This is a genomic window from Nostoc sp. FACHB-133 (genome assembly GCF_014698055.1).
In the GTDB taxonomy this organism is placed as follows: Bacteria; Cyanobacteriota; Cyanobacteriia; order Cyanobacteriales; family Nostocaceae; genus Nostoc.
In genome coordinates this window covers 54,884-74,083 of the sequence record NZ_JACJSH010000034.1, presented here as the reverse complement: position 1 = coordinate 74,083, position 19,200 = coordinate 54,884, and the positions used below count along the sequence as shown (strand labels likewise).

General features: G+C 41.9%; 16 protein-coding genes and 1 CRISPR repeat array. Of the genes, 8 read left to right on the top strand and 8 right to left on the bottom strand.

All coding sequences use genetic code 11. From position 1 onward, the window contains the following. Positions 1–166: 166 nt before the first annotated feature. The 4 genes from H6G86_RS24235 to H6G86_RS24220 all read left to right on the top strand — a co-directional run bounded on the left by H6G86_RS24235 (position 167) and on the right by H6G86_RS24220 (position 2,765). On the top strand, positions 167–1,279 hold the full coding sequence (locus tag H6G86_RS24235; RefSeq protein ID WP_190936464.1) for an ATP-binding response regulator: 1,113 nt from the start codon (positions 167–169) through the stop codon (positions 1,277–1,279). 347 nt (positions 1,280–1,626) lie between these two features. Further along, a complete protein-coding gene (locus H6G86_RS24230; RefSeq protein ID WP_012407782.1) occupies positions 1,627–1,806 on the top strand; it encodes a CAB/ELIP/HLIP family chlorophyll-binding protein in 180 nt (59 codons plus the stop codon). A 292-nt stretch (positions 1,807–2,098) separates the two neighbouring features. After that, positions 2,099–2,422, top strand: coding sequence for a hypothetical protein (locus H6G86_RS24225; protein WP_114080697.1), 324 nt, complete (start codon positions 2,099–2,101; stop codon positions 2,420–2,422). Between the two features lie 160 nt (positions 2,423–2,582). Then, a complete protein-coding gene (locus tag H6G86_RS24220) occupies positions 2,583–2,765 on the top strand; it encodes a hypothetical protein (RefSeq protein WP_190936463.1) in 183 nt (60 codons plus the stop codon). 23 nt (positions 2,766–2,788) lie between these two features. Further along, a CRISPR array of direct repeats spans positions 2,789–3,689; the repeat unit is 36 nt; unit sequence TTGCAATTTATCAAAATCCCTATTAAGGATTGAAAG. Between the two features lie 53 nt (positions 3,690–3,742). On the opposite strand, the gene nifH is transcribed toward H6G86_RS24220, so the two are convergent. Then, positions 3,743–4,636 carry a nitrogenase iron protein gene (gene nifH / locus H6G86_RS24215; RefSeq protein WP_185585744.1) on the bottom strand — a complete coding sequence of 298 codons (894 nt, stop codon included), beginning with the start codon at positions 4,634–4,636 and terminating at the stop codon, positions 3,743–3,745. An 87-nt stretch (positions 4,637–4,723) separates the two neighbouring features. Here nifH and H6G86_RS24210 point away from each other — a divergent pair, with 87 nt between their 5' ends. Continuing rightward, entirely contained in the window at positions 4,724–4,999 is a 276-nt protein-coding gene (locus tag H6G86_RS24210) for a hypothetical protein (protein ID WP_190936462.1), read from the top strand. Between the two features lie 978 nt (positions 5,000–5,977). On the opposite strand, the gene rsgA is transcribed toward H6G86_RS24210, so the two are convergent. The 6 genes from rsgA to H6G86_RS24180 form a co-directional block, all read right to left on the bottom strand. Continuing rightward, positions 5,978–7,039, bottom strand: a complete 1,062-nt coding sequence (gene rsgA, locus H6G86_RS24205) for a ribosome small subunit-dependent GTPase A (protein ID WP_190936461.1) — start codon at positions 7,037–7,039, stop codon at positions 5,978–5,980. Positions 7,040–7,498: 459 nt separating this feature from the next. After that, on the bottom strand, positions 7,499–7,939 hold the full coding sequence (locus H6G86_RS24200; protein WP_190936460.1) for a hypothetical protein: 441 nt from the start codon (positions 7,937–7,939) through the stop codon (positions 7,499–7,501). A 285-nt stretch (positions 7,940–8,224) separates the two neighbouring features. Next, the gene (locus H6G86_RS24195) at positions 8,225–9,082 is read right to left on the bottom strand and encodes a DUF72 domain-containing protein (RefSeq protein WP_190936459.1); all 858 of its coding nucleotides are present in this window, start codon (positions 9,080–9,082) and stop codon (positions 8,225–8,227) included. A 370-nt stretch (positions 9,083–9,452) separates the two neighbouring features. Then, the gene (locus H6G86_RS24190; protein WP_190936458.1) at positions 9,453–10,058 is read right to left on the bottom strand and encodes a DUF4360 domain-containing protein; all 606 of its coding nucleotides are present in this window, start codon (positions 10,056–10,058) and stop codon (positions 9,453–9,455) included. An 845-nt stretch (positions 10,059–10,903) separates the two neighbouring features. Then, positions 10,904–11,569, bottom strand: a complete 666-nt coding sequence (locus H6G86_RS24185; RefSeq protein WP_163936258.1) for a pentapeptide repeat-containing protein — start codon at positions 11,567–11,569, stop codon at positions 10,904–10,906. 82 nt (positions 11,570–11,651) lie between these two features. Further along, complete coding sequence (locus tag H6G86_RS24180; protein WP_163936261.1) at positions 11,652–12,146, bottom strand: hypothetical protein; 495 nt, start codon at positions 12,144–12,146, stop codon at positions 11,652–11,654. An 828-nt stretch (positions 12,147–12,974) separates the two neighbouring features. Between H6G86_RS24180 and aroF the strand changes: the two genes are divergently transcribed. Next, positions 12,975–13,868, top strand: a complete 894-nt coding sequence (gene aroF / locus H6G86_RS24175; RefSeq protein WP_313931443.1) for a 3-deoxy-7-phosphoheptulonate synthase — start codon at positions 12,975–12,977, stop codon at positions 13,866–13,868. 33 nt (positions 13,869–13,901) lie between these two features. Here aroF and H6G86_RS24170 read toward each other — a convergent pair whose 3' ends face one another. Further along, positions 13,902–14,147 (bottom strand): hypothetical protein, encoded by a 246-nt coding sequence (locus H6G86_RS24170; protein ID WP_190936456.1) that lies wholly within the window; start codon positions 14,145–14,147, stop codon positions 13,902–13,904. Between the two features lie 202 nt (positions 14,148–14,349). Between H6G86_RS24170 and H6G86_RS24165 the strand changes: the two genes are divergently transcribed. Then, positions 14,350–15,750, top strand: coding sequence for an efflux RND transporter periplasmic adaptor subunit (locus H6G86_RS24165; RefSeq protein WP_242064945.1), 1,401 nt, complete (start codon positions 14,350–14,352; stop codon positions 15,748–15,750). Between the two features lie 117 nt (positions 15,751–15,867). After that, positions 15,868–19,155: an efflux RND transporter permease subunit gene (locus H6G86_RS24160; RefSeq protein ID WP_190936454.1), complete on the top strand. Its 3,288-nt coding sequence runs from the start codon at positions 15,868–15,870 to the stop codon at positions 19,153–19,155. The last annotated feature ends 45 nt before the right edge of the window (positions 19,156–19,200 follow it).

Below are 19,200 nucleotides of genomic sequence, written 5' to 3'. Positions count from 1 at the left end.
ACAATAATATAAATAAATGTAAATTTATCAGTGCCTTGGAAATTACCAATATCATCAATAGATTTGTTACATGGATGGAATTTATTATCACTTATAATCCATAATTTATTTACATTACGTTACCACTAGCTTGATAATTAACGACTCTCTTAGCCCTTTGAGAAGTATGGAATTAAGCCAATCATCCAAGGGAGATATTCTCATAGTTGATGACACTCTAGATAATCTTCGCCTCCTATCAGCAATGCTTACCGAGCAAGGATACGAAGTGAGGAGTGTTACCAATGGTTCTATGGCGTTGATTGGCATACAAGCTCAACCTCCAGACTTGATTCTGCTCGATATTACCATGCCCGGAATGAACGGCTATGAAGTATGTCAGCGACTCAAATCTAATCCTCAAACACAAGAGATTCCTGTCATTTTTATTAGTGCGTTGAATGAGGTATTTGATAAAGTGAAAGCCTTTTCGGTTGGAGGCGTTGATTTTATTAACAAACCTTTTCAGATTGAAGAGGTGGTTGCTCGAATGGAGCATCAACTCAACCTTTGCCGCTTACAAATGCAACTCCAGGAGCAAAATCGGCGCTTGCAGGAGACAGAAGCAGAACTAAGGCGATCGCTAGAACATCAAAAAGCGCTGAATCAACGCATTGAGGAAATGGTGGCACTAGAAGAACGCAATCGTATTGCGCGTGACATCCACGACTCTCTAGGACATTCCCTCGTAGCGCTAAATGTACAAATGGAAACAGCACTAACCCTTTGGGAAACCGATCCTAATCGGGCGCGATCGTTTTTATTAGCAGCGAAAAAATTGGGTTCTGAAGCCTTGCAAGAGGTACGGGAATCAGTTTCGGCAATTCGCTCCGATCCACTCCACGGACAATTACTCGAAAATGCGATCGCTAACCTTGCAGAGGAATTCTATCACCTCACCGATGTCTTACCATACTGCAAAATTGATTTGTCACAACCGCTTTCCGATTCAGTAAATCATGTTGTGTATCGCATTATCCAGGAAGGGCTAACCAATATTTATAAACACGCCAATGCCACAGCTGTTCAAATTAGAATTCAAACAACGGCGGCGGGGCTATCGTTGATACTCCAAGATAATGGCAAAGGCTTTCAATCTGATCAATCCGTTGCCGGATACGGACTCCAGGGAATGCGAGAACGAATGGCTACAGTAAATGCCCAGCTAGAAATTGTCAGTAAACCGGGCGCTGGTTGTCGAATTGTTGCTAACTTTGCCAGAGATGAGAGAGGAGGCTGACAGGTGTAGGTTTTTATTTGTGCATGAGTGGGCACTCTCAAACAGAGTTCTAAACGTGGTTCAAATAACGAAATTTCGTTCTTGGGTGGGAAATCAGAAATTAAAATTTGAGTTCTCAACCAACGGAAAAACCCTATTTCAGCCACATTTGTTAAATACCTACACCTGTCAGCCTGCCCCTTTCCCCTCTGCCTCTTCTCCCTGCTTCCTTTCCCCTGTCTCTTCATTGAGCAGATTTTTCTTCAGCTTTTCTTTATTCACCCAATGTTGCATTTTTTTAAACATCTGTTACATTACTTTACAGACAGTTACAACTGCTACAACACTTAAACTTTGGAGTTTTACTCATGACAGGTTTTAAGAATCCTGCGCCTATTGTTTCAGAAGATCCTAATGCTGTGCGTTTTGGCTTCACTCCTCAAAGTGAAAATTGGAACGGTCGTCTTGCAATGATTGGTTTTTTATCTGCAATTTTGATTGAAGCTTTTTCTGGTCAAGGGTTACTCCATTTCTGGGGCATCCTCTAAATTGATCGTAGTAGGGGTACACGGCTGTCATTAGTGTTTACTGAGACCAAAACCCTTTTAAAACCTCATTTCCAGGTTTAACCTGGATGGGCTGCAACTGCTTACTGGCTTTGACTTGAAGTTGACATCAATGCACAGTTACGACCCCCTACTAACCGTCTATATTCCACGCACATCATTCGTTGCTAATGTATGGCAGCTGTTGGGATTGGTGCAAAATACCAGATTTTTCCGGTTAAGCCAAAATATAAGTGAATAACTACTTTACATTGAATATGTATAGCTAAACCTCATGGAAATACCCCAACGCGTATCTGTCCGCTACAAAGACGCGTCCTTCAATAGCAACGAGATCCGCTTAAGAACCTTCCGGCTTGGGTTACAAATATGGGAAGAACAAACCAAACCGAGAAAAACAGAGCTTTATCAGTTTATATCGTCTTGCTTGAAACAAGTTGATCGGCAAGATCGTTTTATGTTTTCTCTACTGTTCATAGAATTAACAGACATGATACGTAATTCTTCGCTGGAAAGGGGAACGAAAGAGGTTTTGATTAAAACAGCTTTTAGGGAGTTTGCTTGTGCGATAACAGACTTTGAAGACGTTGGCAAATAAAGTTAATCATGGGGGTGCTGGTATTCTGTAGATGTAGCCCACCCCGGCATCACTCTAACTAATCAAGTAGGGTATTTATAAGTAAGCAGCTTTCCAATCAGATTAGTTTTTGGGCTAAATGCGCGGATGGGTAGGTGTTGGGGAAGGGGTAACTAGAAAAATGGCTGAACTGTGCTATATGCAAGAACTGGGGAGCGATGCCTGCGGCGGGCTACGCCTACGCATTTCAAACCATCCGCGCACCTTATGGAGACTAGTTTTCAGCCATTTGCCTCTAGCCAAATCACAATTCATCGTGTTATCATCTCAGCATTCGCGCAACCGAACCTTGAAAACCAAATAGGGCAAAGCTTTCAGAAGCCAGCATTGCAATTTATCAAAATCCCTATTAAGGATTGAAAGTGGAAATCCTCTAAAGTTTGCGGGTTGTCGATTGCTTGCAATTTATCAAAATCCCTATTAAGGATTGAAAGCTCTCTCAAGTATGTAAAGTGCCTACCAAAATGCTCAAATTGCAATTTATCAAAATCCCTATTAAGGATTGAAAGTAATGCTTCCCCATCTGATGCACTAAATATAATCCAAGATTGCAATTTATCAAAATCCCTATTAAGGATTGAAAGTTATGCCAGACCACCCCCGACACAATACTTTCATTTGCAATTTATCAAAATCCCTATTAAGGATTGAAAGTTAAGACTCAACAGGATTCACCAGTTGTTTTAAAATTGCAATTTATCAAAATCCCTATTAAGGATTGAAAGGGGTTGATAGAAAATAAAGCTTGTGCGCTCCAAGCGTGATTGCAATTTATCAAAATCCCTATTAAGGATTGAAAGGATTCTCATTATGATTTTTCACTGACGCATTTAATTGCAATTTATCAAAATCCCTATTAAGGATTGAAAGTTGGTCTATCGCCAAAGAAGTAATTGACTTGATACCATTGCAATTTATCAAAATCCCTATTAAGGATTGAAAGTCTCTTATCTCATATCCAGATTCAGATCCCAAACATTGCAATTTATCAAAATCCCTATTAAGGATTGAAAGTGATGATTGGTGGAAATCCAAGTATCAAAGCTTTATTGCAATTTATCAAAATCCCTATTAGGGATTGAAAGAAAGCAGGGAAAATTAGAGACGAAAGAGCAGGTAATTGCAATTTATCAAAATCCCTATTAGGGATTGAAACGTTTGTTTGGATGAGGCAGGTATTTTATTGAATACATTGCAATTTATTAAAATCCCTATTAGGGATTTAAACGAATGAGAAAAGGGTGGACAAGTAGCCCACCCTAAACCATTATTTAATTAGTATTACTTGACAGGTGCTTCAGTAGCAGACTTACCAACAAGCATTGCGGTATTTTCGTCGCTTTCGAGGATACCGAATTCAATCAACAACTCTTCTAACTCTTCCATCTCAATAGGAGTGGGGACAGAGAGCTTGTCGTTGTTGATAATCTTGGTAGCCAATGTCCGATATTCGTTACTTTGATTGCTGTCAGGAGCGTACTCATTAACAGTCATCCGGCGCAATTCTGCGTGTTGAACGATGTTGTCACGAGGTACGTAATGAATCATTTGGGTGTTCAAACGTTTTGCCAAGGTTTCGATTAAGTCGATTTCCCGGTCAACGTTACGGCTGTTACAAATCAAACCACCCAAGCGCACGCCGCCAGTGTGAGCATATTTGAGAACACCACGAGCGATGTTGTTAGCAGCATACATCGCCATCATTTCACCAGAAGTAACGATGTAGATTTCTTGTGCCTTGCCTTCACGGATAGGCATAGCAAAACCACCGCACACAACGTCACCCAAAACGTCGTAACTTACAAAATCAACGTCTTTGTAAGCACCGTTTTCTTCTAGGAAGTTGATAGCAGTGATGATACCACGACCAGCGCAACCTACACCGGGTTCAGGGCCACCAGACTCCACACAACGTACATCACGGAAACCAGTCAGCATTACTTCTTCGAGTTCAATATCTTCTACAGCGCCTCTTTCAGCAGCTAATTGAAGAACACTTGTTTGAGCTTTACTGTGTAGCATCAAACGGGTAGAGTCAGCTTTAGGGTCACAACCGACAATTAGAATGCGTTGACCCATTTCAGCCATTGCTGCAAGGGTGTTTTGAGAGGTAGTAGATTTACCAATACCGCCTTTACCATAGAAAGCTATTTGTCTAATCTTTTCGTCAGTCATGGTTGTGTTTTCCTACAATGATTTAATTGATGGGTCGGAAGCTTGATATGAAATATTCACCCTTGGAACGTAGGGAAGTAGAGCCTGTTGGCGTTAACATATAGCAACTTATGGCTAGACATCGCACCCCGACAAAAACAGTCAAAATCAGAACATATTTACCCACAAAGCGATAGCTCAAGTGATAGAAAATCTCTATCTCCTAATAACGAAGTCTTTAAAACTTTGACTTCAGCATTGTCAGTTGTTGTAACAGAATTCCAAATGGTTGCTCAAGCCTCAAGAGTGGTTGCAGCAGGAATTCAAACGAACGCAGATTTATTCCCTGAACCACACAACCAACCAAATTGCAATCCACTCTAAATGGTCACTGCAACTTCTTTGATTTTGCTGATGTAAAATTGCCAAAAACTTCAATAGTGCTTATCGTTTCGTGATTGATGCAGCAAGATAAATTCCAGCCTAAAAGTGGTAGCTATAGGTGCAATACTATAATGTTTGCACAGGCAATTTCTAACACTTTAGCTTAGACAATATCTAAGTGACTTTTGACAGTATGGTTATGGCACCATTCTGCTTAGAGTTTTTATTCCAAAAGTCATCAACTGCTTCAACTTAGTTTGCGGTTGAAAATGTTTGCTCCCACAAAACTAAGTTTGTAAATATTCTGTATTTCTATGGATTTGTCAGGCTGTACTAAGAGTCTTTCTTCCCAGACTCCAAGAGTAATTGCCTTTTGCGGGTAATGTTCTAGCTAGGTTAGCCAACTCTTATTGGCTCATACCCAGATAAATTTTGATTGACTTCAAGTTGTTACAAAGGCTACTATCCTACTCAATCTAGTTTTAGATTTTTGTTACAGAAATATGTAGCGAATTGAAGTGGACTTACCAGAGCAAAAAAACTTTCTTGAGCTTGCCTCAAAATTATCTTGAAGTCTTTTTGTGCTTTCACTCGTTTTGATTCCTATAAAAACCATAACATACATCTCACTAATTTATTTGCCGAATATCAAATTATTTATTTACTAGATAGAAGATTATCCTTACAATCTTTAATAGCCATAAGTTACACGCTCAAAGGTTGCCAATTATTTAAATTATTGCCATAGTCAATATGTACAGTTAGATACTTTCGGATATTTGATAAAAGTATTTAAAACTAATGTTTTATAACAAAAATACAATTTGTTATTTTTCACTTTAAAATTCGTTATGAAAGTAGATTCAATTAAGGTAAAAGCTAATAAGCTTTTAAAGATTGTCTCTTGCTTCTCGTTTCCAGCTAGAGACTGGAAACGAGGTTTTAAAAGAGTTTTAGCTGAAGTTGATACCTGTGCAATTAGCGCTTGTGATGATTTCGCATGGCTTTATGAATCTTTTTCCAGCGTTCTTTCTCGGCTAGTTGCATCCTCTGGTCTTGTTTGCGGGTAAGGTAATCGAGTTCTTTTTGCAACTTTTGGTAGCTGAGAAACCTGGAATAATCAAGTTCTCCTTCAGCCAAAGCCTGCTGCACTACACAACCGGGTTCGTTATTATGCTGACAATTGCGAAAATGGCATTTTTGCGCCAAGGTTTCTATATCTGTAAAAGTTTCTTGCAAACCTTCGTCACTTGCCCAAATTTGGATTTCCCGCATTCCTGGCGTATCAATAATTAATCCGCCAGTAGAGAGCAAAATTAATTCACGATGAGTTGTTGTGTGCCTACCTCGGTCATCACCTCGCCGTACTGATTGTACCATTTGCACAGATGTGCCTTGTAGCTGGTTAGTGATGGTGGATTTACCAACACCAGAAGACCCCAACAAAGCAACTGTTTGTCCTGTTTGCAGGTAAGGTTTTAAGGCATCTAATCCTTGATGATTGGTGGCACTTAAAACTACAATTGGTACACCCAAAGCAACTGCTTCTACTTGTGCTAAGTATTCTTCTAGAGAGTTACACAAATCTGCTTTGTTTAACACCACTACTGGATTTGCACCACTTTCCCAAGCCAGAATTAGATAACGTTCAACTCTTCTAGGGTTAAAATCGCCATCCAGCCCTGAGACTAAAAAAACTGTATCAATATTAGCTGCAACAATTTGTTCTTCTGTTTTACTACCCACCGTCTTGCGGGAGAATTTGCTTTTCCTGGGTAAAATCTTGTTGATGGTGGCTTGTCTTTCAGATTCTCTTACACTAATAACAACCCAATCTCCCACTGCTGGAAAGTCTTGTGGTTGGGAAGCCCGATGCCGCAATTTGCCTGCAACTTCTGCTGAAAGTTCTCCCTCTTCACTATAAAGGGTGTAAGTATTTCTGTATTCAATGGCAACCCTACCAACACTAAATCCTTGTAAGCGATAGGGTTCAAAGCTGCGAGCAAAAAAGTCACTCCAGCCTAAATAATCCAAATTCATTGATATTTCCTCGATGTGTGCTACTTGTTTTGCACAAGGTTCCACAGAGGAGGACATTTCTATGCAGGGAAGCGCCCATCTAATGTCTGTAAATTCTAGTTGTCATTCCTGTAGGAAAGAGGACTGAACAAGAATCTCTGTGCCTTGTGTCCGTTGGGTTGGGATGGTCAAATTAACCCGGACTGCTAGCAACTCAGTCATAGTTCGTCCTCCTTATGTACTACAGTAAATAATCTACATTACTACATTAGCCTATTCCAGAAAATTCGTTTAAAAAGCAGATATAGCAATCTGATTTGATTTCTGTTCGCCCAGCGCAAGCGCGATAGGAAGGCAACAGACAACAGGGAATAGGCAACAGTTAAAAAGCCTATTTGAGCTATACTGATTTTTTTCAAAAATCAAATATGAGTCCTATATTAAGCTTGCTTTGCTCTTAACTCCTAACTTCTGTCTTTTTCAAATAGCTCTTTGTCGCACCTGTGGTCCATCAAGTCCTTGTTTAATCCAACTCAGGCATTCGTATTCGGATTTGAATAATTTTGGAGCCGCAATATTATTCAATAACTCTGGTGGATAATGGTCATAAAAGCATTTGTCTCCTTCTTGAAAGATAATAATCAAATGGTTACGGTAAATGTAGCGAGACTTAAAAGAATCTCTCTGGTTCACAAAGTCTGAATTTTGATCGATATGTTCTTTTGCAATGTCAACGATATTACTAACGCCATTTCCATAGATTCCTGCTGGGTTTTCTGCTTTATGAAATTGGCTTCTGCGACCAATCTCAGATAGTAATTTATAAGAATAAATCTCGTAATTATCAACTTTACCAAAAACGAATGGAATGATGAGATATCCTTTGTATGAGACTGAACTTTCATAAAGAAGACGACTCATCTTAACCTCCTTTGGCGTAACTGCTTTCAAAAAATGCTTAAATTACATATTAAAAATCAATACTTTTCTTTTTAGATATATTTATGTATCACCTAAACCCTCATCACCATTTAACAAAAACGGTAATAGCCGTTTTTGTCAAGAAGAAAGAAATATCAAGCATTAACAGAAAAGTACTGAAACACTAATTATCGCTCTTTTTTTATCACTAAACATTAGATATATTATAAAAGTTATAAATTTCATTCTGTGGGACTATTTCCTTTGATCCTTGCGCCTTGCCTTTCAAGACCATAAACTCAGCTGATTGGGGGGATGCTCAAGGTTATTCCAAGGTAAGGGTGGAACTGGTGTATCACTTTGTTCTAATAGCTGTTGGAAGTGACGAGCTATGTTAGGCGATCGCGCTTCTATTGGACAATGAACAAAGAAATAAATTCGCACTCCCGCCTGTAACCATTGCTGAATCTGCCTTACCCACTCTTCCATAAACGGCTGATTCACTGATAAATTTGGATGGGAAATAAACCGAATCAGAGTAAAAGGTGCTGTCACACTCAATTGCAACGGTAATTTGGGTTTACGTCGTTCTGATTGTAACTGGGGGTCATCATCTCCAGTGTAAATGGGGCGCGAGTCTAAAAGTACCCGTCCTACACCTAGCTTTTGCAAAAGCGCTGTCAAATTACTAGCATGGGGTTCTCTGAACCAGTCGGGATGACGAACTTCCAGGGCTAGGGGTGCATCTGTGCGCGGCCAAGCTTCCAGAAAGCTAGTCAAATCTTCAAGTAATGCAGGTGCGTAACTAGGTGGTAACTGGGCAAATATTGGCCCAAGATGCTTACCTAAAGGGCGCATCCCTTCCAGAAATTTTAAAGCCGCGGGAATATAAGGTTGTAGCAACCCTTGATGGGTAATATCTCGCGGTAATTTTAGACAAAATTCAAAACCTGCTGGGGTTTCGGCAGCCCAACGAGTTACTGTTTGTTGGTTAGGCACGGCATAAAAGGTGGTGTTACCTTCTACAGTTGTGAAGCGACGACTGTAGAGATTGAGAAAATCGGCGGTGCGAGTACCTTGGGGGTAAAGTTCGCCCACCCAACCTTTATATGCCCAAACAGCACAACCAATAAAAAAGTTCACAATGCCTAAAAGCCTTGATGTATATCATATTCAATTTTACAGGTTGCTTATGACTTTTCACGGCATCAGGAAAACCTCTCTCTAAATCTCTCTCCTTCTAGGAGAGAGACTTTGAATTTTCCCCCTTCCCGCGTCGGGAAGGGAGTTAGGAGGTTTTTGGTGGACTTTTCTACATAACGTGAAAAATCAGCCATAATTTAAGGTGCGTAGCAGAGCGTAACGCAAGCTTTAAGTGCAAAAAATGGCTTTGTTGGGTTGATGTAAGAAAACCTAACATCGATACAGAATGTTAGGTTCCATGTTCCTCAAACCAACAAAACCTTAGATTTTTTTAAAGCTAAAAGTTTGTTGCTCTCGGCTTTGAAAAGACTTAACGACACTGGCGATATTTGACGTGATAAACCAACCCTCGGTGGGCGAGGTCAAAGGAGTCAACAGTTGCCATACCTTGACCACTGGCGGTCATCGCAGCATTTACCCGCATATTTACGCTGTCACCACAGCGTGACCAAACATCAGCTACAGTCACTAATTGATCGCGAACGTTGTAATCACTTTCGCCGTTAAATGTCCGAGAAAAAACAGGGCCACGCTGACCAGCAAAAAAGTACTCTGCTCTTAGTCTGCCAATTGTGCTAGGAGCAACATAGCCACGATAATCAGCATCGTAGAGGGAAATTTGAAAGCCTTGGGGGACTTTGATCGGAATACTTAAGTTACAGTTTTTGCGTCTTTCTTCTGCTTTATTCCCTACAGCTATAAACTTATCAAATAGAATACTTAGCTCTTGACCATCGGGGCTGACACTTACACTAGCAGATCCTTCAGGGCAGCCATTACCACCATATTCTGCACCTACAATTTCAACTTTGTCGTTAGCAAAAGCAGGGCCTACGGAAGCTGTTATCAGTGTAGCCGCAGCTAGAAAAGATTTGATAAAGTTGATAGATGTTGTCTTGAAAATTTGATTATTCATAACTCACCTGTTTTGAGTATTTGGATAGTGTTAGCTCCAAATTCGTTGCGGCTGATTCCGGAAAACTGATCGTTAAAAAAATCAGTATCAACCATATTTAAATGGGAGATAAAGCCCATGTATAACTTATGACAAGCTGATAGATTCTTGATATATAAAGAATCTAAAGCAAACTTATTTCCGGTTAAATAATCAACGCATTAATAGGGCAAGTATAAATTTGCAAACTAGACAATCTGCTCAAAGAAGCCGAAATATAGACTATTAAAGCCATAATAGGCATCTCAAAACTATCGAAAAGTTAGCTGTTTAACTTACCGAAGCTACATCTGCATATTGAAATTTAGGTAACTAAAATTAAACTGAATTACTTATAGAAGTATCTAAATTAAATTCAGTATCTTGATTTAGAGTGAATACGTAATTGATGTATGACTGCTGAACAAAAGCAACACTTTACCTCACTAAATAAAATATTTAGCAGTCTACAATTAGCGATATTTTTTCTCTAATTAATTCTAATTTTTGACTTCTAACTTCTTAGTTAAGCCTTGGATATTTAATCTGTACTTGCTTAATGACTAAAGATTTTATATTGTGTTCCCGTAAAATTGACTAGGCGATCGCAATTAATGATTTAACCGCAAGGCAAGGGCACAGTATTACTTGTGCGTGTCAACTTAAGTACTTATACTAATATGCTTTGGTTAAGGGCTACTGGCAAAAATTTTGGATTTTTGAGACGCGATAAATCGCCGTCTCTACAAGTGTTTTGGTCTTTTATACTCAAAAAAATTAGGTAGCACACCTGTGCTACCTGACTCTGTGTCGTAGTGCAACATCGGTTATTGATAAATTTCCCCATCAGGCATAATTGCCCCAGCTAAGTTAGCGCCAATTAATTTAACCAAAAGGCGCTCACCAGAACGAATCCGCGCTCCTGTTAAGTCGGCTCCTCGTAAGTCGGTTCCACTGAGATCCGCACCAATTAAATTAGCACCACGTAAATTCGCCTCCCTGAGATCCGCTAAAAGGAGGTTTGCTCGAAATAAATTTGCTTCAGATAAATTCGCCCCTCTGAGGTTGACTTTGTGCATAAAAGTGTCGCTGAGATTAGCGCCGCTCAAGTTGGCATAACTCAGATTTCTGCCAGATAAGTCTTTGTTGCTCAAATTTGCCCGACTATAGTCTTTACCACTCAAGTCTGAGTTTTGCTTCGGTGGTGGCTGGGTTTTTTGAGGTGATGTTTGCTGTTGATATGACGGTGAAGGTGAAGGTGAAGGTGAATTAGATATGGTTTGATGTTTGGTTTTTAAAGAGCGCAATTTTTCACGAGCTTCATTTATGGCTTTCAGCTTATCTTGTGCTTTCTGCTGTAAACGGAGATTTTCTTTAGGAATGCGATCGGGATGCCAAACAAAGACTAAATCTTTGTAAGCCTGGTTCACTTCTTCAAGTGTTGCCCCAGGCTCTAATTCCAAAATTCTATAGTACCGCTCCAGATCGCTCATACGATATTTTGGTGGACAATCAACTTAATTATGAGTGATGGAGCCATGTATTCGCTGCATCTTTTGCCACTCCCCTGCTTCCTCATCTCTCCATCTCCCGATTTCTCCATCGAGCGATCGCTCTTAAATATGCTGCAACTGGAATTTGATAAATTTCAATAACAATCCAAACAATAATTGATAAATGTGATAGAAAGGTCAATACTGTCCAAATATATGGTGTCCAAGTAATGGGTTCCTTGAGGTCAGCAGGAAAATAGTAAGCTACTATGCCAATTAAAGTAGTGGGAAGAATTACAAAAACTGCTGCCGCTAATCCATAACCCCAACCTAACTCCACACCTTCTAACTGGCCTTCTGTCCAACTAAACCCATTCCAACGCCAAGTTAATGGTGGTTGTCTAGAAGGCATCTTAATTTGTTGGATTTCTAAGTTGACTGTAAAAATCTCTTGACAAAAGTCACAAGCCATAGCTTCCATCAATGGCATGTGAGAAATCTTACCTATTCGACAGACTGGGCAGGGGTAAACTCCATAATAGTCGAAAGATTGGGCTAAGATTTTGGAACTGGGCATAATGAAACTGATGATCCTAAAAAGTTGATCTGGTCAATGAGGACTTGGGTCAGAATAATGTATTGCGATCGTCAATTGTCTGCAATCAGCTTTCGCAAGGTGAAATGACAAGTCAGGAGAATTACAGATGTTTTCTTTTGCATGAAGTACAAAGGTACGGGTTTGGAGGCAGGGGGCAGGGGGACAAGGGGCAGGAGATAGTAACTCTTTGTATCTGGTTTTAAGTTCTGTATTTTGTACCCTACTTAAAAAGCAAACTGGTGTATATGTTTTTAGGAATTACGCATTCACTGGAAAGACCAAATATAGATTATTTGAAAAACTACATCTGTCTTAGGGGCAATTGATTCATAGATGCAAAGCGACTTAAGGCAGGTTATTTCCCTACAATGCGAGTCTTCACTCCTACAGTTGTACTGAGTCTATCGCTTTTTTGTGGTTTATTGGGGTCTTGACACCGCCTATTCTTCCTGTTAATGTTACCTTAAATAGGTATATTTATTAAGTTTTCCAGCAAAAGCCCCGCAAATGCTTAAAACAAGTTCCTACTTTTATTTTTGGTTTAAGGTGGTTCACCGGGAGTGAATGTAGTTTCCTAATGGAAACCGCCCGGTGAACCGCAGAGCAAACTCTGCGGTTTTTGTTGTTTTAAGGAGAATTTCATCGTCATGACTTATTTAAGTAGCTGGCTTTATGGCTTTTACTTTTGGCCCAGAATAAATTCCGGGTAAGTAGCGTCATGTCGATGAATCAGAACGCGCCCGGAACTCTTCAAAGGTTCCGGGCTTTTTTTGTTATCACTGGGGACTAATACCTAATACTCAATCCATAACTTTTCAGGAGAATAAAACCATGATTAATGCTAAACTTGCCGCACAATCTCATCCGAATCACCAGACAATCGTTAAAATTTCAGAAAAAGTCGCTTTCGGAGGCGAAGAACTGGTAATTATCGGCGGGCCCTGTACCGTTGAAAGCTTAGAACAAATGGAAATTGTCGCCCAAAAGCTATCTACTGCATCGATACAGGGGTTGCGTGGCGGTGTCTACAAACCTCGCACATCTCCCTACGCTTTCCAGGGTATGGGTGAGGAAGGATTGAGGATTTTGGCAAGGGTGCGATCGCATTACAATATGCCAGTTGTCACTGAGGTGATGTCAATTTCTCAAATTGAAGTAGTCGCTGCCCACGCTGATATGCTTCAAGTTGGTAGCCGCAATATGCAAAACTTCGACTTGCTCAAAGCTTTAGGACAGGCTGGTAAACCAATACTCCTCAAACGTGGTTTAGCAGCGACTATTGAAGAATTCATCATGGCTGCTGAATATATTCTTAGCCACGGGAATCCTGATGTGGTGTTGTGCGAACGTGGTATCCGCAGCTTCGATGATTACACCCGCAATGTCCTAGATTTAGCGGCAGTAGCAGCACTTAAACAAATAACTCACCTGCCTGTGATTGTAGATCCTTCCCATGCTGTCGGTAAACGGGAACTGGTAGCACCTGTGGCTAGGGCTGCGATCGCTTGCGGTGCAGATGGACTAATTATTGAATGTCACCCACAACCAGAAAAATCTGTTTCTGATGCCCGTCAAGCACTCTCTTTAGAAGATATGGTGCGTTTAGTTCATAGTTTAAAGCCTGTAGCAACAGCCGTTGGGCGCAATATATCAGATGTCGGGGCGGGTTTATCACCTGCCCCGATTTTTTGTGCTGCTTGAATCTCAGTTGAGGGCGGGCGATCGCTTAAATGTCTAATTCCAAATATTTATTTTGGCTGAATGACAAACTGCGATTGCCTCCGTAAAATAAGTTTGTTGCTTAGTTACGCACAAGTTAGGGAATAACTTAGACGCATTAGCGAAGCGGTAGCGACGTTCGCGCAGCGTCTCGCAGAGAAGGAGCGGAGCGTCAGCCGCTTGCCGCAGGCTACCGCAGAGGTGCAAAGGAATGAGAATTTGAGAAATATTTTGCGTAAGTTCTGATATAAATAAAGTCACAAAAAAGTCACACAAGTTTAACAACAATTTCTTTCTAAAAGGGGTAGGCTAAAACAGCAATTATTAGTACACTAATTTTTAGCTTGACTAACATTCTGCTTATCTAATTAGAATTAATCGCAACCAACCATTTTGCAAAAAATGCGATGTCTAACGACAAGCTAGTAAGTGTATGTGCTTCCCCTTTCCCCAAATTATTAATATGCGCCGTTTAGTTTCTATTCAGACGATAAAGCCTCCGTCCTTGGCTGCTCAAACTATTCCTAGCTTTTATAACGTTATTCAAAGAGGACGATTTTCACTACTTATATTAGGTCTAATTTACTTGTGTGCTGCCTGTAATGCTTCCGAAGCCCAATCAAGTGGAAAAGAAGCAGGAAAAAAGCGAGCCGTGCCAGTGGTGGTTGCCACTGCGACTCAAAAAACGATTCCAATACAGTTATCGGCTACGGGGACAGTTGAAGCATATTCTACGGTATCTGTCAAATCTCAAGTAGGTGGGCAACTTACTGGAGTCTATTTTCAGCAAGGACAGAACGTTAAGAAAGGAGACTTGTTATTTAAAATTGATTCTCGCCCTCTACAAGCCGCGCTGATGCAAGCTAATGCTGCCAAGGCTAAAGATTTGGCTCAGGTTAAACAGGCACAGGCCAATGTGCTAAAAGCGATCGCTCAAGTGAACCAGGCAAAAGCGAATGTCGTGAAGGATAAGTCCCAGGCAACAAATGCAAATGTGCAGGCTCAACGTTATAGTAGTTTGCTCAAGCAAGGGGCAATCAGTAAAGAACAGTCGGAACAGTATCAGACTACTGCTGCTGCTCAACAAGCAACGGTAAAGGCAGATCAAGAGGGAGTGGCAAATGCTCAGGCTGCCGTGGCAGCAGCCCAAGCAGATGTACAAAATGCTCAGGCGGTGGTAATGGCAGATGAAGCTGCGATCGATAATGCCAAAGTTCAGCTTTCTTATACTTCCATCTACTCACCAATTGCTGGACGCACAGGTAGTCTGAAGCTAAATCAAGGCAACTTGGTAGAGGCGAATGCCACCGATCCGCTCATTACAATCAGTCAAATTCACCCGATTTACGTCAACTTTTCCATTGCTCAACGACTGCTGCCAGATATCAAAAAATATAGTGCTAATAACGGCAAGTTAGAAGTCGATGCTTTACCTCCTAAAGATGCAGGGCGGCCAGTACGAGGCGAACTTACCTTTGTCGATAGTGGAGTCAATACCCAAACAGGTACGATTCAACTTAAGGGTACTTTTGCCAACAATGACGATCGCCTGTTTCCGGGGCAGTTTGTTAATGTAGTTCTCAAACTGAGCGAAGAACCAAATGCTATTACTGTTCCTTCCCAGGCGGTACAGAGTGGGCAAAAGGGACAATTTGTGTATGTGGTCAAACCCGACAAAACAGCAGAAATGCGGACAATTACCGTCGGCGACACCGTTGGAAATCAAACGGTAATTAAGCAAGGGGTGAAACCAGGTGAACAAGTAGTTATTGATGGACAATTCAACCTAGTGCCTGGTGCCACAGTCCAAGTGAAACCGGAGGTAGGAAGCAGAGGCGCAGGGGGAGCAGGGGGAGAAAGGTAAACCTGCTAACAGAACTCCTTACTCTTGTACAGACGCGATTCATCGCGTCTCCACTCAGCGTTGGCTCAACGCCCATCTACCGCTAACAGCAATCTTTATTCCTTACTTAGCACTCAGATGAACATTTCCGAGCTATTTATCCGGCGACCAATCATGACGACTCTGGTTATGGTTGGCATTTTGATATTTGGGCTGATCAGTTACCAACAGCTACCTGTTAGCGACTTACCCAATGTAGATTATCCAACACTCCAGGTAACAGCTAATCTGCCCGGAGCTAGCCCAGAAACGATGGCTGCCTCAGTCGCAACTCCCTTAGAGCAGCAGTTTTCGAGCATTGCGGGATTGAGTTCGATGAACTCTACCAGTTCTTTGGGTACTACACAACTGACGCTGCAATTTGACCTGAATCGGGATATTGACGGTGCAGCCCAAGATGTCCAGTCTGCGATCGCTAAGGGAGCAAAGCAGCTACCGACAAATATGCCTAATCCGCCATCTTATCGAAAGGTAAATCCGGCGGATCAGCCAGTGCTTTATATCTCCCTCAATTCGTCTATTCTGCCCCTCTCAACTGTAGACAAATATGCTGAAACATTGCTGGCACAACGCCTGTCAATGGTGGATGGAGTGGCACAAGTGCAGGTGTTTGGTTCCCAAAAATACGCGGTACGAATTCAGCTTGACCCGGAAGCGCTGAGTGTCAAAGGCATAGGAATCGATGAAGTAGCAACTGCGATCGCTAACGGAAATGTCAATCTGCCTACGGGAACACTTTACGGTAAGCAGCAAAATTCTACGATTCAAGCAAACGGTCAACTCAACGATGCCGCCAGCTATCGCTCCCTAAGTGTGGCTTATCAGAACGGGGCACCAGTGCAGCTAGGAGAACTCGGTCAAGTTCTGGACAGCGTAGAAAATGACAAGATTGCAAGCTGGTATTTTCCTGTTAAGAAAGAGAGTAAGAGAGTAAGGGAGCAGGGGAGCAGGGGAGCAGGGGAGAAGTCGCAATCTAAAGTCCAAAATTCTGGCGTGCGGGCGATCGTTTTGGCAATTCAGCGCCAACCGGGAACTAATACCGTTCAAGTGGTGGATGCAATCAAGAAACTCCTACCTACCTTCCGCACACAGATTCCCGCAGCTGTGAACATGGATATTCTCTACGATCGCTCCCAATCAATTCGGGAGTCGGTGGATGATGTACAATTCACGCTATTGCTTACCATTGCTCTGGTAGTGCTGGTAATCTTTCTATTTCTTCGCAATATTTCTGCTACTCTTATTCCCAGTTTGGCAGTACCGCTTTCGATAGTAGCGACTTTTGGGGTCATGGTACTACTGGGCTTCTCACTTGATAACCTATCACTGATGGCATTGACCCTTTCAGTAGGTTTCGTGGTAGATGATGCGGTAGTCATGCTAGAGAATATTGTCCGCCACATGGAAATGGGCGAAAGCCGGATGGAAGCAGCCCTAAATGGTTCTAGAGAGATTGGTTTCACAATCTTATCTATGACCATCTCTCTGGTAGCAGTATTCATCCCGATCCTTTTCATGGAAGGCATTCTGGGGCGATTGTTTCGGGAGTTTGCCGTTACCATTAGCGTTGCAATTTTGGTATCTGGCGTAATTTCTCTCAGCTTGACACCAATGTTGTGTTCCAGATTCTTGAGTCCACCTCATCATGAGCAGGAGAGTGAGGGGGATGAGGAGCAGGGGAGCAGGGGAGCAGGGGAGCAGGGGAGAGAGGGAGAAATTCTTAACTCCGAGTCCCCAGCACCTAGTCCCCAGTCCCGAATTCAAAACTTTAACCGTCGTCTCTACAACTTTTCGGAAAACGTTTTTAATGTGATATTGGGCGGATACGATTGGAGTTTGAAGAAATCACTCAAGTATCACCGCACGACTATGGTGATTTCGGGAGCGATTCTTGTAGCGACAGTATATCTATTTATTATTGTGCCTAAAGGGTTTGTTCCCAACGCAGATGTTGGACAAATTACGGCAACTACTCAGGCATCAGAGGATATATCCTTTGATGAGATGGTAAAACATCAACAGGCTGTAGCTGCGATCGCTTATCGCGATCCTAATGTCGATTCCATCAACTCCAGTGTCGGGGCTGGTGGCCCAAATGCTTCCGCCAACGCGGGACGGCTTTTAATTGAACTCAAGCCCCGCCATGAGCGCCGTCTCAGTGCTGATGAAGTTGTCCAGGAACTCCGACCTAAGCTGTCAGGCGTACCTGGAATTAAGGTATTCTTACAAAATCCCCCAGCGATTAATGTGGGTGGACAACAGACAAAAGCACAGTATCAATTTACGCTGCAAAGTCCTAATATCCAGGAACTTTACCAGTACGCTCCAGCTTTAGAAGAGAAATTGCGATCGCTCTCAGATTTACAAGATGTTAACAGCGATTTGCAAATCAAGAATCCGCAAGTAAAAGTAGACATCAACCGCGACCAAGCTTCGGCTCTAGGTTTGACCGCCAATCAAATCGAAACTGCTCTGAGTAATGCTTATGGTACTCGCCAAGTTTCTACCATCTACGCCCCCGATAGCCAATACCAAGTAATTATGGGCGTGGAACCAAAATATCAACAAAATGCCAACGCCCTAGATTTACTTTCAGTTCGTGCCCCTAGTGGACAACTTGTGCCTCTCAACGCCATAGCAACCTTGAGCAAAGACGTAGGCCCCTTAACTATCAACCACAAAGGGCAGCTTGCTTCTGTCACCTTCTCCTTTAACCTGAAGCCAGGGGTGTCACTAGGTAACGTCACTGGGAAAATTGAGGAACTTGCCCGCCAAACACTCCCACCTACTATTAGTACAGGCTTCCAAGGTTCAGCGCAGGCATTCCAATCTTCGATTCAGGGTTTAGGACTGCTACTGCTAGTTGCCATCTTGGTGATTTATATCGTGTTGGGGATTCTCTACGAGAACTTCATTCACCCCCTAACTATCCTTTCTAGCTTACCTTCTGCTGGATTTGGGGCAATACTGACCCTGTTGCTGTTTCAAGTTGACTTGAATATTTACGCCTTCGTCGGCATCATTCTGCTAGTTGGCATTGTGAAGAAAAACGGGATTATGATGGTTGACTTTGCGATCGTTGCCCGTCATAACGGCAAAACCCCTTATGATGCTATCTATGAAGCCTGCTTGGTAAGATTCCGTCCAATTATGATGACGACAATGGCAGCACTCATGGGAACTTTACCAATTGCCCTCGGTTTGGGAGCCGGAGCAGATACACGTCGTCCCCTTGGTTTAGCAGTTGTTGGGGGGTTAGTGTTCTCGCAGTTCCTCACACTTTATTTAACGCCCGTTTTCTACACCTACATGGAGTCTTGGCAAACCAAGATGAAAAAACGTAGCTGGCGCAAACAGCCAATTTGACACTCTCCCGACTGAACAAATAACGCTTGGTTGATTTATTCTTTT

What these genes read in the sequence shown, in the direction of transcription:
- H6G86_RS24235 (WP_190936464.1), top strand. Translation starts at nt 167, where the DNA reads ATGGAATTAAGCCAATCATCCAAGGGAGATATTCTCATAGTTGATGAC.
- H6G86_RS24230 (WP_012407782.1), top strand. Translation starts at nt 1,627, where the DNA reads ATGACAGGTTTTAAGAATCCTGCGCCTATTGTTTCAGAAGATCCTAAT.
- H6G86_RS24225 (WP_114080697.1), top strand. Translation starts at nt 2,099, where the DNA reads ATGGAAATACCCCAACGCGTATCTGTCCGCTACAAAGACGCGTCCTTC.
- H6G86_RS24220 (WP_190936463.1), top strand. Translation starts at nt 2,583, where the DNA reads ATGGCTGAACTGTGCTATATGCAAGAACTGGGGAGCGATGCCTGCGGC.
- nifH (WP_185585744.1), bottom strand. Translation starts at nt 4,636, where the DNA reads ATGACTGACGAAAAGATTAGACAAATAGCTTTCTATGGTAAAGGCGGT.
- rsgA (WP_190936461.1), bottom strand. Translation starts at nt 7,039, where the DNA reads ATGAATTTGGATTATTTAGGCTGGAGTGACTTTTTTGCTCGCAGCTTT.
- H6G86_RS24200 (WP_190936460.1), bottom strand. Translation starts at nt 7,939, where the DNA reads ATGAGTCGTCTTCTTTATGAAAGTTCAGTCTCATACAAAGGATATCTC.
- H6G86_RS24190 (WP_190936458.1), bottom strand. Translation starts at nt 10,058, where the DNA reads ATGAATAATCAAATTTTCAAGACAACATCTATCAACTTTATCAAATCT.
- H6G86_RS24185 (WP_163936258.1), bottom strand. Translation starts at nt 11,569, where the DNA reads ATGAGCGATCTGGAGCGGTACTATAGAATTTTGGAATTAGAGCCTGGG.
- H6G86_RS24180 (WP_163936261.1), bottom strand. Translation starts at nt 12,146, where the DNA reads ATGCCCAGTTCCAAAATCTTAGCCCAATCTTTCGACTATTATGGAGTT.
- H6G86_RS24165 (WP_242064945.1), top strand. Translation starts at nt 14,350, where the DNA reads ATGCGCCGTTTAGTTTCTATTCAGACGATAAAGCCTCCGTCCTTGGCT.
- H6G86_RS24160 (WP_190936454.1), top strand. Translation starts at nt 15,868, where the DNA reads ATGAACATTTCCGAGCTATTTATCCGGCGACCAATCATGACGACTCTG.